Raw genomic sequence first — 12670 nt, 5'->3', positions numbered from 1 at the left:
TCCCCCGCCGCTTGGCAGAAGGAGCCCCCGTGTTTGGCCTTAATCCTTGCTGAACTTAGTGGTCCACCGCTTTCTCGGCGCCGATACCTGTCAGCGAGCGGACTTCCATCTCCGCTTGCTTGGCCGGATCCTCGAGGCGCTTGTCCAGGACAGTCCCCAGCCAACCCAGGAGGAAAGCAAGAGGGATGGACACGATGCCAGGGTTGCTCAACGGGAAGAACGCGAAGTTGGCTCCCTGGATCATGGAGGTCTTGGCGCCTGAAACCACGGGCGAGAACGTGATGAGCAGAATGGCAGAGGCCAGGCCGCCATACATGCTCCACACGGCGCCCTGAGTGGTGAACCTCCGCCAGAACAAGGAGTAGACGATGGTGGGCAGGTTCGCCGAGGCTGCCACGGCGAAGGCAAGGGCCACCAAGAATGCGACGTTCTGGCCGTTGGCGAAGATGCCGCCCAGGATGGCCAGGATACCGATGACTACTACGGTCCGACGGGCTACCTTGACCTCTGTAGTGGCGTCGGCTTTGCCCTTTGAGATGACGTTCGCATAGATGTCGTGGGCAAAGGAGGCTGCGGCGGTGATGGTCAGTCCAGCCACGACGGCAAGTATGGTGGCGAACGCGACTGCTGAGATGAAACCGAGCAGCAGCGGACCGCCGAGGTGGAAGGCCAGCAGGGGTGCAGCAGAGTTAACGCCACCCGGGGCCGATTTGATGGTGTCCGCTCCAACCAAAGCTGCAGCACCGTAACCCAGCACCAGCGTGAACAGATAGAACAGGCCGATCAGCCAGATCGACCAGACCACGGACTTGCGTGCTTCCTTGGCGGTGGGAACCGTGTAGAAACGCATCAAAACGTGTGGGAGGGCAGCTGTGCCCAGCACCAACGCCAAGCCCAGGGACATGAAATCAAGCTTGGACGTCTCCGTCTTGCCATACTGCAGGCCCGGGTTCAGGACCGCCGGGTTGTTGGCGGCTTCGGCCGCGGAGCCGAGCAGGTTGGAGAGATTGAAGCCGTAAATCGCCAGCACCCAGGCAGTCATGACTGCGGCTCCTGCGATCAGCAGGATGGCTTTGATGATCTGCACCCACGTGGTGCCCTTCATGCCACCGATGAGGACATACATGATCATCAAGGCGCCGACGACGATGATCACCAAAGCTTGTCCACCCCAGTCGCTGATGCCCAAGAGGAGCGAAATCAAGCTGCCTGCTCCCGCCATTTGGGCGAGGAGGTAAAAGAAGCAAACTGCAAGGGTTGAGAGGGCGGCCGCGATGCGGACCGGCCGCTGGCGCAGCCTGAACGACAAGACATCGGCCATGGTGAACTTGCCGGTGTTGCGCAAGAGTTCGGCCACGAGGAGCAATGCCACCAACCAGGCGACGAGGAAGCCGATTGAGTAGAGGAACCCGTCATATCCGTTGATCGCAATGGCGCCCGTGATCCCCAGGAACGAGGCCGCGGAAAGGTAGTCGCCGGCAATCGCTGTGCCGTTCTGCGAACCGGTGAAGGAACGGCCTGCCGCATAGTAGTCGGCCGCGGTCTTGTTGTTCCTGCTTGCCCGGAAGACGATCACCATTGTGACCGCCACGAAGAGGGCGAAAATGCCCATATTGAGGAGCGTCGTGTCCTTCAATGCCGCGACGTTGACCGCGGGGACAAGGGTGCTGATGTGGTTTGTGTTCATTTGGCTGCCCCGCGGATCACATTGCCATCCTTATCGAACTGGTGGCCCTCGATCTCATGGCGGATACCAGCCGCGATCGGGTCCAGCTTCCTGTTGGAGTAGCTCACGTACCACGCCGTGATGCCGAAAGTGGTGACGAATTGGAGCAGCCCAAGGATCAGGCCAACGTTGATGTTGCCCCAAACTTTAATGGACATGAAGCCGACGGCGTAGTCGGCCAAGAGAACGTAGGCGAAATACCAAAGCAGGAACGCCACTGCCATCGGGAAGACAAAACTGCGGTGCCGCTTTCGCAGCGTCTTGAACCGTTCCGTTTGCTGGACTTCCTGGAAGTCCACGGACGCTGTTACGTCCTGGGGTTGGGCCTCATTACCCATGGTTCCTCCTGATTGTGATGTGTCCACATCAGCTCCACACGCCTTGCCAATGTGACTGCAATCACTATCCGTCGGCCTGTGCCGGCGGTTCCAGAGAACAAGCGGCCAGCGTCGCCCAGCGGTCAGGATGCTGCGCCGAACGGTGGGATGTGAGAGAACGTTGGGAAAAACCCGGTGGGATGTGAGAGAAGGTTGGGGGAAACGGCGCAGGAAGTGAGAGAGCATCGGGCTACGCTGGCTCTATGCCTGACTCCCCACTCTTCACCGCAGCCGCGATCGCCGTGATCGTGCTTGCCGTCGCCGTCGTCGTGGGTGTTGGGCTGAAGGTGATCCGTTCCTTCCGGGACCTTGGCACGGATGCTGAGCGGGCCACGTACAACACACTCCATGCAGCCTCACGTGCGGGACAGCATCTGCGTGGCGGCCTGCACGCGGCGGGCGCCGCCAAAGCCAGTAGGCAGCTGCGAATGCTCCTGGGCTGCGACGCGTTGGCCATCACGGATACCGATTCGGTCCTTGCCTGGGATGGGGTTGCCGAGGAATTGCGGCCTTCCCTCATGCGCCTCGCCTCGGACGTCCTGGCGACAGGGCGGACTGCCGTGGTGCCCCACGCCGGGCCTCCGGCGCCCGCAAAATCCGAGCACGGCCACCACGAATTCAGCGCCGTTATTGCCCCCATCCGTGCCGGTTCCAAAGTGGTCGGATCGGTGGCAGCACTTGCGCCTGCAGCCGGAGCCGGGCTGGTAAGGGCAACCAGCGAAGTGGCTGACTGGATTGCTGCCCAGCTCGAGCTGGCTGAGTTGGAGGCTTCCCGGACCCTGCTGATGGAGGCCGAAGTCCGGGCGCTTCGTGCCCAGATCAGCCCGCACTTCATTTACAACTCCTTGAACGCGATCGCTTCCTTCATCAATACGGATCCCGCCCGGGCAAGGGAGCTCGTGGTGGAGTTCGCCGACTTCACCAGGTACTCCTTCCGAAGGCACGGCGACTTCACCACCGTGGCCGAGGAACTGCGCTGCATCGACCGCTACCTCCTTCTGGAACGGGCCAGGTTCGGCGAGCGCGTGCAGGTCAGCCTTCGGATCGCACCCGAAGTGCTGAGCACGGTCATACCGTTCCTTAGCCTGCAACCGCTGGTGGAGAACGCGGTCCGCCATGGCCTTGAAGCGAAGGAAGGTCCTGGACATATCACCATTTGTGCCAACGATTCCGGCGCGTTCGCTGAGGTCACCATCGAGGACGACGGCGTGGGGATGGACCCGGAGCACCTGCGGTCCGTACTTGCCGGACATACAGACGGCGAGCACGTGGGTTTGCGGAACGTCGATGCGCGCTTGCGGCAGGTCTATGGGGACGAGCACGGCCTCGTCATCGAAACAGCCCCTGGCGAGGGGACGCTGATCACCATGCGGGTCCCCAAATCCCAGCCGGGACATGACGCCTGACACACGGGGCTAATCTTTAATCATGATCAACGTGCTCGTCGCTGACGACGAACTGCCTGCCGTGGAGGAGCTCGCTTTCCTGCTGGGGCAAGATGCGCGCGTCGGCACTATCCATCGAGCCTCGTCCGGGGGCGAGGCTTTGCGGATTTTGGAACGGGAGTCCGTTGACGCCGTGTTTCTTGACATCCATATGCCGGCCCTTTCCGGTTTGGACATCGCCCGCGCCATCGCGCGCAGCAGCAGCCCGCCCGCCGTCGTGTTTGTCACCGCTGATGAAGACTGCGCGCTTGAAGCCTTCGACCTCGCGGCCATCGACTATCTCCTCAAGCCGCTCCGTGCCGAACGGCTGGCACGTTCCGTGGACCGGATCAGCGAGCTGATCAAGGACGGCGCTCCTGCTCCCGAAATGATCACGGTGGACCTGGGAAGCACCACCCGCATGATCCGTCGCGATGATGTCAGCTATGTGCAGGCGCAGGGCGATTACGCCAGGTTGCACACGGCCGAAGCCAGTTACCTGATCCGCGTCCCGCTCAGCGACCTGGAACAGAAGTGGGCCGAAGCCGGTTTCATCCGGATCCACCGCAGCTACCTGATTGCCTTGGACCATGTGGGCCATCTGAAGCTCTCTGCGACCGCCCCCAGCGTAAGGGTGGCCGGTGCGGAGCTGCCCATTAGCCGGCGCCACCTGCCATCGGTGCGGGACAAGCTGCAATCCACCCGCATCCGGCCACAAGGATGACGCGCGTTCGGGTCACGGCACCACGCCAATCAGCGAAACCAGTTCCCCTCCGTTTCCCCTACGGTGGCGAAGTCCCCGAGGATTCGGACGTGGGACGCGTTTTCGTCCGTTCCCTTATCCGCTCTCAGTTGCGGCTCGCCCTGGTGGTGGCGTGCGGCTTCCTGCTGATCCTTGCCGCGTTCGCCATGTTGCTGGTCTTCGGGCCAGGGGTGGCTGAGACCAGGATCCTGGGCATTCCGCTCGACTGGCTGTTGCTGGGGCTTGGGATCTATCCTGTGATCGGCCTGAGCGCCTGGCTCTACAATCGTGCGGCCGCCCGCAATGAAGCCCGATATCGGGACCTTGTGGAGGACAAGTGAACCCTGCGGTTGGCCTGGTCGCCTTTCTGGCAGTTTCGATCACGACGGCGGTCATCGGCTTCTATGGGCTGCGCATCTCACGCACAACGGGAGACTTCTACGTTGCCTCACGCACAGTCCCGCCGTGGTGGAATGCCTCAGCGATTGGCGGCGAATATCTGTCCGCCGCGAGCTTCCTCGGAGTCGCGGGACTGATCCTGCTATCCGGAACCGACGCCTTGTGGTTCCCTGTTGGATACACCGCGGGCTACCTCATGCTGTTGCTTTTCGTTGCCGCTCCCCTGCGGCGGTCCGGCGCGTACACCATCCCTGACTTCACGGAGGCGCGCCTGGATTCGAGGATGGTTCGGCGCGTCACGAGCTTGGTGGTGGTGGCCGTCGGTTGGCTGTACATCGTGCCCCAGCTTCATGGCGCTGCGCTCACCATCCGCATCACCACGGGACTGCCGTCGTGGGTAGGTTCGACGGCGGTGGTGCTGGTGGTGTGCGTCACGGTGGTAGCGGGTGGGATGCGGTCCATTACCTTCGTCCAGGCTTTCCAGTATTGGCTCAAGCTGACTGCGTTGGCCGTTCCTGTCATATTCGTGCTCCTGGTGCTTGCTGGAAACGACACCCCGCACCAAGCCCAACTTCCCGTCAATCCCACTGGTCAGCCGGCCACCAGCGCCTACCAGAACATTTCGCTCATGGTGGCACTGCTCTTCGGGACATTGGGCCTGCCGCACGTCCTGGTCCGGTTCTACACAAATCCCGACGGACAATCGGCACGGCGCACCACCCTGATCGTCCTTGGACTTCTCTCGGTCTTCTACCTCTTTCCCACGCTTTCCGGGGCGGTGGGCAGAATCTTCGCCCCGGAACTCGCGCAGTCCGGACAAGCCGATGCCCTGGTCCTGCTGTTGCCCGGCAAGCTCGTGGGAGGAACGGCCGGTGAACTCCTTTCAGCACTCGTAGTCGCCGGCGCCTTCGCCGCATTCCTGTCAACCACGTCCGGGCTGGTGGTTTCGCTCTCAGGTGTCATCAGCCAGGACCTCTTTGGAGGAAGCGTCCGTGGATTCCGCCTCGCAGCGCTGCTGGCCGCCGTCGTGCCTTTGGGTTTTGCTTTCACGACAGACACCCTTGCCTTGGCGGGGAGTGTTGGACTCGTCTTTGCCTTCACGGCCTCCACCATTTGTCCCGTGCTGCTGCTGGGAATCTGGTGGCGTGGGCTGACTGATGCCGGCGCAATTGCAGGGATGGTGACGGGTGCGCTGCTATGCGGCGGGGCAATGGTGATTGGCACTGTCATGGGCCAGGGCAACGCTCCTGCCTGGCTGGCCCAACCGGCTGCATGGACCGTACCCGCTGCTTTCGCAGTGACTGTGGCCGTCTCCGTCTGGACCAAGAACCGTGTGCCGGCTTCCGTGAACCGCGTGATGTCCCGCCTGCACGTTCCAGAACGGCCAGTGGCCACCGAACGCTAACAGACTGCAGGGGAACCGGCCGCCTGTTGTCCGCGCATAGGGCAAGGTGGACAATGACGCCATGTCCGAAGAACCGGGTACTGCCAACCCCGAACCGCCGGTGAATCCGACTGCCCCATCCCCGCCGGAGGCTGAGCAACCAGCGGTTTCCTTAAGCATCCGGGCCCAGTTGCTGGCCACCGAACACTGGAGCCTGCTTGCTTCAAGGAGCACCACCCAAGGTGAGGTCCTCACACGCATCAGCATGTTCCTGACCTTCACGTCAGCCAGCCTGCTGAGTGTGGCCCTCGTGGGTCAGGCAACGCAATTCTCCGAAGCCTTCAGGGCATTCGCCCTGACCATCCTCACCATTGACCTTATGGTGGGGCTCCTCACCCACATACGCGTCATGAGCGTCGGGATGGAGGATCTGATGTACGTCATCGCCATGAACCGGTTGCGGGCCGCATATGTGGACCTGGACCCTGGCGTGGCGAGGTACCTTATGGCTGGATCCCACGACGACGAGGAAGGTTCGAAACGTACCTACTACTTCTTCGGCGGTAGGAAGGACTTCAGCCAGGTAGCTGGCAGCAGCATGGTATTCATGGCGACCGTAAACGCAGCCCTGATCGCCTTGTTGGTGGGCTCGGCACTGTTGGTTGCAGGACTGCCAGCCGTTGTCGCGGTGAGCGTTGCCGTAGTGGCAGCACTGGCTTTTTTCGTTACAGCGCTGGCCCGTGGAAGGCGCCGCTACCTCGATGCATGGAAGAACAACCCACCCATCTCTCCAACGCCACGGTAGTTTTCCGGACTTCCTAGTCGATGGCCGCCATCAGTTCAACCACACGGTCAAGGAATGCATCCACCTGGGCTTCTTCGTAGCCTTCATCCCCCTTGGCTGCGCGGAAGACTGCACGGCGAACCGTGTCCACGCTGAGGGCCTGATCGTGCTCCAGGTAACCGATGAGTTCGGCACAGAGTGCATCCACGTCCTGGACGTTGTAGCTGCGGACTTTCTTCTTGGCCGGGCGGCGGAATCGTTCGCCATCGGGCCGGTGCAGCCTTCCGCGAAGGATGCCGGAGAGCTTACCGATCTGCCGCAGCCAGGCTTCCTCGCCCTTCTGGCTGATGAGATCGTCCCGTTCCCGCCGTGCGAAAGCGTCTTCAAGCCGATCCAACGCGGCGTCGACGCTGTTGGCGTCGTAGCCACCCTTCACCGGGTCAAAAGCTACATCCCGTACATCCGTGCTGGCCACTTGATCGGCGGCACCCACAGGGTTCTCGAAAGAAGCCCTGGCACGGCTAAGGAACGCATCCACTTGCTTGGCGTTGTAGCCATACTTGCTGCGCTCAACGCGATCGAACGTTGCGGGAATCTGGCGACGAATATCCAAAGCCACTAATTTTCCTTCATCGGGTTGTCAGACGCCGCTCAGCAGCGCGAACAGAACATAGGCTACAGGGGCCGCGAAGACGATCGAGTCCAAACGGTCCATGACACCACCGTGGCCGGGAAGAATGCTGCTCATGTCCTTCACGCCAAGTTCGCGCTTGACCATGGACTCGGCGAGGTCTCCCGCCGTTGAAGCAGCAACCATGCCGGTAGCCAGCACCAGGCCAACCCACCACGGTTTGTCCAACATGAGGACACACGCGAGAACACCAATGATCATGGCTCCCGCGACAGAACCTGCAAATCCTTCCCACGACTTTTTGGGACTGATTTTCGGTGCCATGGGGTGCTTCCCGAAGGAGGCGCCCACGATGTAACCGAACGTGTCATTCGATACGACCAGGAGCAGCATGGTGGCAATCTGCCAGGCTCCCCCTGGAATGCCGTCGGGCCATAAGCCCACTGGAGTCGCGCCACCGCTTGCATGCAGCGGGAGCGCTGCGAAGCTGATCAGGAACGGTACCCAGGCGAGAGTGAAGACACCCGCAAAAACGCTGCGGGGAGCCCCTGCTGCACTCTCGATGGAGCGCCACAGCAACACTGCGACGCAGCTTGCCGTCATGGTGAACAACAAGCCTTCCAAACCGCCAAAGTAGGCGGACACCGGCATCACCAGCGTGCCGATCATCACGGGGATGATCGGCATCCTGGTTCCTTGGGCCTCAAGGGCCCTGAAAACTTCCCAAACGCCCAGCACCGCAAACGATGTGGTGAGCAGGACGAATCCAAGCGGAAGGAACAGCAATCCCCCAAGAACGGCGAAAAGCATGGCAAGCCCGACGCCGATGGCAGCCGGAAGATTGCGGCCTGCCTTCGGCGTCGGGTTCCCCCGCAAACGCCTGACGCGTTTGCTCGTATCGCGTGTCGGGACCCTCCCAGCGGGTGCCGGCTCTGCCTGGTTCATTAGACCTCGAGCAGCTCGGCTTCCTTGCGCTTGAGCAGTTCGTCAATGCTGTCGACGTGCTGCTTGGTGATGGCGTCGAGTTCCTTCTCGCCGCGCGAACCTTCGTCCTCGCCGGCGTCGCCGTCCTTGACGAACTTATCGATCGCGTCCTTGGCCTTGCGGCGGATGCTGCGGATCGAAACCTTGGCGTCTTCACCCTTGCCCTTGACGATCTTCACGTATTCCTTGCGGCGCTCCTTGGTGAGCTCCGGGATGGTGACACGGATGATGTTGCCGTCGTTGGAGGGGTTGGCGCCAACTTCGGAGTCGCTCAAGGCTTTCTCGATGTCACGCAGTGCCGTCTTGTCGTACGGCGTGATGAGGATGGTCCGGGCGTCCGGAACTGCGAAGGATGCGAGCTGCTGCAGCGGGGTGGGTGTTCCGTAGTACTCCACGATCACCTTGTTGTAGAGCCCGGGGTTCGCCCGGCCCGTACGGATCGAGGCGAAATCTTCCTTGGCTACCTCAACCGCCTTGTCCATCTTCTCGCCGGCTTCGAGCAAGGTCTCTTCGATCACGGGTTTCTCCTCAGAAAATAGTCGCTGCCCAACTGCGGGCGGCAATGCACGTTACAGGAATGCACAGTAAAGATCCGCCACGAGGGGCGGACGGTCCTAGAAATATCCTAGCCGCTGCTAGGGAGTAACCAGGGTTCCCAACGTTTCACCCAGGATGGCGCGGGTAACGTTGCCCTCGCCCTCCATGCCAAAGACCACCATGGAGAGGTTGTTGTCCTTGCACATGGTCATGGCTGTCTGGTCCATGACACGGATGTCCCGGCGCAGGGCGTCGTCATAACTGAGGACATCAAGCTTTTCGGCGGAGGAATCCTTCTTGGGATCAGCGGTGTAGACGCCATCCACACCGCTCTTTGCCATTAGTACGACGTCGGCGTGGACTTCGAGCGCGCGCTGTGCAGCTACTGTGTCCGTGGAGAAGTACGGCAGGCCGGCACCTGCACCGAAGATGACTACGCGGCCCTTTTCCATGTGGCGGATGGCCCGGCGCGGAATGTACGCCTCTGCCACCTGGCCCATGGTGATAGCGCTTTGGACGCGGGTTTCAACGCCCGCTTGCTCCAGGAAGTCCTGCAGCGCGAGGCAGTTCATGACCGTGCCAAGCATGCCCATGTAGTCCGCGCGGGAACGGTCCATGCCGCTCTGGGATAGTTCGGCTCCGCGGAAGAAGTTTCCACCGCCAACCACAATGGCTACTTCAACGTCAGGGACGGCAGCAGCGATCTGCTTGGCAATAGCGCGGACGGTTTCAGGATCGACGCCGAGCTTGCCTCCGCCGATGACCTCGCCGGAAAGTTTCAGAAGTACACGGCGGCGGGTCTTCTCGGGCTGGATTGCAGTATTGACGGTTTCCATGGTGCCTTCCCGTTGGTGGACTCTGGCTAGATTATCGTGCTGTGGGTCCGCGCAGATACTACCCGGACGGGTGCATGAAAAAGGGGCGGCCACCGAAGTGACCACCCCTTTTCATGAATTACTAGTTTCCGACGCGGAAACGGGATACTGCGGTTGCCTTGACGCCGGCTTCTTCGAGGACCTGTGCAACGGTCTTCTTGGAATCCTTGGCGAATGCCTGGTCAACCAGGACCTCACCCTTGTAGAAGCCCGTCACGCGGCCTTCGACAATCTTGGTGAGTGCAGCTTCCGGCTTGCCTTCAGCCTTGGCAGTCTCTTCAGCGATGCGGCGCTCGGACTCGACCAGTTCGGCCGGGACGTCTTCGCGGGTCAGGTAGTTCGGAGCCATGGCTGCCACGTGGACGGCGATGTCGTGTGCTGCGGTGGCAGCGGCTTCGCCTTCACCGTCAACAGCGAACAGGACGCCGACCTGTGCAGGAAGGTCCTTGGAGGTCTTGTGCAGGTAAGCGTCAACCGTGGTGCCCTCAACGCGGGAAATACGGCGGACAACAACCTTTTCGCCGAGGACAGCGCCCTCTTCGATGACGACCTCGGACAACGGCTTGCCGTCCACCTCAGTGGCCAGCAGGGTTTCGAGGTCGGCAGCGCCGGACTCGACTGCAACGTTGAGGACCTTGTCAGCCAGCTGGATGAACTTGTCAGCCTTGGCGACGAAGTCGGTCTCGCAGTTGACCTCGATCATTACGCCCACGCCGCCGGTAACCGTGGCAGCAACCAGGCCCTCAGCGGTAGAGCGGCCTTCGCGCTTGGTAGCGCCCTTGAGGCCCTTGATACGGATGATCTCGATGGCCTTCTCGGCGTCACCGTTGGCCTCGTCAAGAGCCTTCTTGACGTCCATCATGCCGGCGCCGGTGCGCTCGCGCAGGGCCTTGATGTCAGCAGCAGTGTAGTTCGCCATGTGAACCCCTCTGTCTAGAAAGTTGTGTGTTTACGGACTGACAGGACGGCAGCCCACCGTGTGAGCCGCCATCCTGTCAGATGCCCCCAATGCCGTTTCCGGCCTCAGGGAAGGTCCAGATTTACTTGGCTTCTTCGGCTTCGCCAGCTGCAGCTTCAGGAGCCTCGGCAGCCTCGGCGGCCGGAGCTTCTTCAGTCTTGCTGCCTTCGAGGAGCTCGCGCTCCCACTCGGCCAGCGGCTCTTCCGGAGCCTCGGTGGTGCCGGTTGCGCGCTGGTTGCGGGCAATGAGGCCCTCAGCAACGGCGTCGGCAACAACGCGGGTGAGCAGGTTCACGGAGCGGATGGCGTCGTCGTTGCCCGGGATCGGGAAGTCAACTTCGTCCGGATCGCAGTTGGTGTCCAGGATGGCAACAACCGGGATGTTCAGCTTCTTGGCTTCGTCGACAGCAAGGTGTTCCTTCTTGGTGTCAACAACCCACAGAACAGAAGGAGCCTTGGTCAGGTTGCGGATACCACCGAGGTTGGACTCAAGCTTGGTGAGTTCGCGCTTGAGGAGCAGGAGCTCCTTCTTGGTGTAGCCGGAGCCGGCGACGTCCTCGAAGTTGATCTCTTCGAGTTCCTTCATGCGCTGGATACGCTTGGCGACGGTCTGGAAGTTGGTGAGCATACCGCCCAACCAACGCTGGTTCACGTACGGCTGGCCAACGCGGGTAGCCTGCTCGGCAATTGCTTCCTGAGCCTGCTTCTTGGTGCCGACGAACAGGACGGTGCCGCCGTGGGCGACAGTAGCCTTGACGAACTCGTAGGCGCGGTCGATGTAGGACAGCGACTGCTGGAGGTCAATGATGTAGATGCCGTTGCGCTCCGTGAAGATGAAGCGCTTCATCTTCGGGTTCCAACGACGGGTCTGGTGTCCAAAGTGGACGCCGCTGTCAAGCAGCTGGCGCATAGTTACGACGGGCATGCCGGCGCTCCTTCCGGCAGGTCATTCATGAGAGAGCCCATGGGGCTGCTCTTACCCTGCCAATAGTTGACGGTTGTTTAGCCTTTGCCCGGACGGGCGCGGCTCCTGGCATCCATTGCACTTCTCATCCGGAGTGGGGCCGAAAGGCTCAACCGGACCGCAAGAGGCACAATCCTCCGCAGCCTAAAGCCAAGAGGCTTCGCTGGTGGAGGGCTGGATACGCGTAGTCAGCTCTGGACCCTCACATATCTGAATGAGACATGTTCCTGAATTAGCTTGAGGGCACAGCAAACTGCTCCACCAAGTGTACTACAGCGGCACCACTCGTTTGACCGCCCGAACGCGGATGTTGTCCACATAGGACAGCCCGGGGATGGCACGGCAGGGCGCGAGCAGAAAGCCTTGGTGCATGCCCATTATGAAGCTCTCCATATCCACTCTTGTCCTCGCCGTGACCATGGCCGGAATCCCCGGGGCGACGCCGGCGGACGAGCGATGGAGCTGGCCCCTCTCCCCCAAACCCGCCGCCCTTCGGACGTTCGACCCGCCGGACAAGCCGTGGCTAAGCGGACACAGGGGCGTGGACCTCGGGCCAGCGTTCGACGGCGCTCCGGTCACCGCGCCGTCCGATGGCGTGGTGACCTTTGCCGGAGTCGTGGTTGACCGTCCGGTCCTGACGATCGATCATGGCGGGGGCTTACGGAGCAGCTTTGAGCCGGTGACCAGTGATCTAAAGCCCGGAGATACCGTGCGCAAGGGCCAGGCAGTTGGCTCCCTGGCCCCCGGACACTGCAGCGCCACCGCTTGCCTACATTGGGGCGTCCGCCGTGGCGAGGATTACGTCAACCCTTTGGGATTCGTGGAGGACCTGAGGCCATCCATTCTGCTACCGCTGGAATAGCCGCGATGGAATAGACCGCATCG

14 protein-coding genes are annotated in these 12670 nt (G+C 61.6%); 6 read left to right on the top strand and 8 right to left on the bottom strand.

Annotated elements, in window-relative coordinates:
- Nucleotides 1-55: 55 nt before the first annotated feature.
- A complete protein-coding gene (locus tag LDN90_RS07250) occupies nt 56-1687 on the bottom strand; it encodes a cation acetate symporter (RefSeq protein WP_223948518.1) in 1632 nt (543 codons plus the stop codon).
- Nucleotides 1684-2064 (bottom strand): DUF485 domain-containing protein, encoded by a 381-nt coding sequence (locus tag LDN90_RS07245; protein WP_223948517.1) that lies wholly within the window; start codon nt 2062-2064, stop codon nt 1684-1686. Before LDN90_RS07245 ends, LDN90_RS07250 begins: the two co-directional genes overlap by 4 nt.
- A 242-nt stretch (nt 2065-2306) precedes the next feature.
- Here LDN90_RS07245 and LDN90_RS07240 point away from each other — a divergent pair, with 242 nt between their 5' ends.
- The 5 genes from LDN90_RS07240 (at nt 2307) to LDN90_RS07220 (ending at nt 6857) form a co-directional block, all read left to right on the top strand.
- On the top strand, nt 2307-3509 hold the full coding sequence (locus LDN90_RS07240; protein WP_223948516.1) for a histidine kinase: 1203 nt from the start codon (nt 2307-2309) through the stop codon (nt 3507-3509).
- Between the two features lie 22 nt (nt 3510-3531).
- The gene (locus LDN90_RS07235; RefSeq protein ID WP_216925329.1) at nt 3532-4251 is read left to right on the top strand and encodes a LytTR family DNA-binding domain-containing protein; all 720 of its coding nucleotides are present in this window, start codon (nt 3532-3534) and stop codon (nt 4249-4251) included.
- Nucleotides 4248-4610: a hypothetical protein gene (locus LDN90_RS07230; RefSeq protein ID WP_216925330.1), complete on the top strand. Its 363-nt coding sequence runs from the start codon at nt 4248-4250 to the stop codon at nt 4608-4610. The genes LDN90_RS07235 and LDN90_RS07230 overlap by 4 nt, the downstream gene beginning before the upstream one ends.
- A complete protein-coding gene (locus LDN90_RS07225) occupies nt 4607-6073 on the top strand; it encodes a cation acetate symporter (RefSeq protein WP_216925331.1) in 1467 nt (488 codons plus the stop codon). The genes LDN90_RS07230 and LDN90_RS07225 overlap by 4 nt, the downstream gene beginning before the upstream one ends.
- A gap of 61 nt (nt 6074-6134) precedes the next feature.
- Nucleotides 6135-6857 carry a hypothetical protein gene (locus LDN90_RS07220; protein WP_216925332.1) on the top strand — a complete coding sequence of 241 codons (723 nt, stop codon included), beginning with the start codon at nt 6135-6137 and terminating at the stop codon, nt 6855-6857.
- A 13-nt stretch (nt 6858-6870) separates the two neighbouring features.
- On the opposite strand, the gene LDN90_RS07215 is transcribed toward LDN90_RS07220, so the two are convergent.
- The 6 genes from LDN90_RS07215 to rpsB all read right to left on the bottom strand — a co-directional run bounded on the left by LDN90_RS07215 (nt 6871) and on the right by rpsB (nt 11746).
- Nucleotides 6871-7455 carry a DivIVA domain-containing protein gene (locus LDN90_RS07215; RefSeq protein WP_223948515.1) on the bottom strand — a complete coding sequence of 195 codons (585 nt, stop codon included), beginning with the start codon at nt 7453-7455 and terminating at the stop codon, nt 6871-6873.
- A gap of 21 nt (nt 7456-7476) precedes the next feature.
- The gene (locus tag LDN90_RS07210) at nt 7477-8412 is read right to left on the bottom strand and encodes a phosphatidate cytidylyltransferase (protein ID WP_223948514.1); all 936 of its coding nucleotides are present in this window, start codon (nt 8410-8412) and stop codon (nt 7477-7479) included.
- Nucleotides 8412-8969 carry a ribosome recycling factor gene (gene frr / locus LDN90_RS07205; protein ID WP_216925335.1) on the bottom strand — a complete coding sequence of 186 codons (558 nt, stop codon included), beginning with the start codon at nt 8967-8969 and terminating at the stop codon, nt 8412-8414. The genes LDN90_RS07210 and frr overlap by 1 nt, the downstream gene beginning before the upstream one ends.
- Nucleotides 8970-9086: 117 nt before the next feature.
- The gene (gene pyrH / locus LDN90_RS07200) at nt 9087-9824 is read right to left on the bottom strand and encodes a UMP kinase (RefSeq protein WP_216925336.1); all 738 of its coding nucleotides are present in this window, start codon (nt 9822-9824) and stop codon (nt 9087-9089) included.
- 121 nt (nt 9825-9945) lie between these two features.
- Nucleotides 9946-10782 carry a translation elongation factor Ts gene (gene tsf / locus LDN90_RS07195; RefSeq protein WP_216925337.1) on the bottom strand — a complete coding sequence of 279 codons (837 nt, stop codon included), beginning with the start codon at nt 10780-10782 and terminating at the stop codon, nt 9946-9948.
- Nucleotides 10783-10903: 121 nt separating this feature from the next.
- Nucleotides 10904-11746 (bottom strand): 30S ribosomal protein S2, encoded by an 843-nt coding sequence (gene rpsB, locus LDN90_RS07190; protein ID WP_216925338.1) that lies wholly within the window; start codon nt 11744-11746, stop codon nt 10904-10906.
- Nucleotides 11747-12164: 418 nt separating this feature from the next.
- Between rpsB and LDN90_RS07185 the strand changes: the two genes are divergently transcribed.
- Complete coding sequence (locus tag LDN90_RS07185; RefSeq protein ID WP_223949260.1) at nt 12165-12647, top strand: M23 family metallopeptidase; 483 nt, start codon at nt 12165-12167, stop codon at nt 12645-12647.
- The last annotated feature ends 23 nt before the right edge of the window (nt 12648-12670 follow it).

The organism is Arthrobacter sp. NtRootA1, from assembly GCF_019976975.1.
GTDB lineage: Bacteria > Actinomycetota > Actinomycetes > Actinomycetales > Micrococcaceae > Arthrobacter > Arthrobacter aromaticivorans.
This window is presented reverse-complemented; position numbering and strand designations above follow the sequence as displayed.

What these genes read in the sequence shown, in the direction of transcription:
- LDN90_RS07230 (WP_216925330.1), top strand. Translation starts at nt 4,248, where the DNA reads ATGACGCGCGTTCGGGTCACGGCACCACGCCAATCAGCGAAACCAGTT.
- LDN90_RS07245 (WP_223948517.1), bottom strand. Translation starts at nt 2,064, where the DNA reads ATGGGTAATGAGGCCCAACCCCAGGACGTAACAGCGTCCGTGGACTTC.
- LDN90_RS07240 (WP_223948516.1), top strand. Translation starts at nt 2,307, where the DNA reads ATGCCTGACTCCCCACTCTTCACCGCAGCCGCGATCGCCGTGATCGTG.
- LDN90_RS07235 (WP_216925329.1), top strand. Translation starts at nt 3,532, where the DNA reads ATGATCAACGTGCTCGTCGCTGACGACGAACTGCCTGCCGTGGAGGAG.
- LDN90_RS07210 (WP_223948514.1), bottom strand. Translation starts at nt 8,412, where the DNA reads ATGAACCAGGCAGAGCCGGCACCCGCTGGGAGGGTCCCGACACGCGAT.
- tsf (WP_216925337.1), bottom strand. Translation starts at nt 10,782, where the DNA reads ATGGCGAACTACACTGCTGCTGACATCAAGGCCCTGCGCGAGCGCACC.
- LDN90_RS07185 (WP_223949260.1), top strand. Translation starts at nt 12,165, where the DNA reads ATGAAGCTCTCCATATCCACTCTTGTCCTCGCCGTGACCATGGCCGGA.
- LDN90_RS07250 (WP_223948518.1), bottom strand. Translation starts at nt 1,687, where the DNA reads ATGAACACAAACCACATCAGCACCCTTGTCCCCGCGGTCAACGTCGCG.
- LDN90_RS07220 (WP_216925332.1), top strand. Translation starts at nt 6,135, where the DNA reads ATGTCCGAAGAACCGGGTACTGCCAACCCCGAACCGCCGGTGAATCCG.
- rpsB (WP_216925338.1), bottom strand. Translation starts at nt 11,746, where the DNA reads ATGCCCGTCGTAACTATGCGCCAGCTGCTTGACAGCGGCGTCCACTTT.
- pyrH (WP_216925336.1), bottom strand. Translation starts at nt 9,824, where the DNA reads ATGGAAACCGTCAATACTGCAATCCAGCCCGAGAAGACCCGCCGCCGT.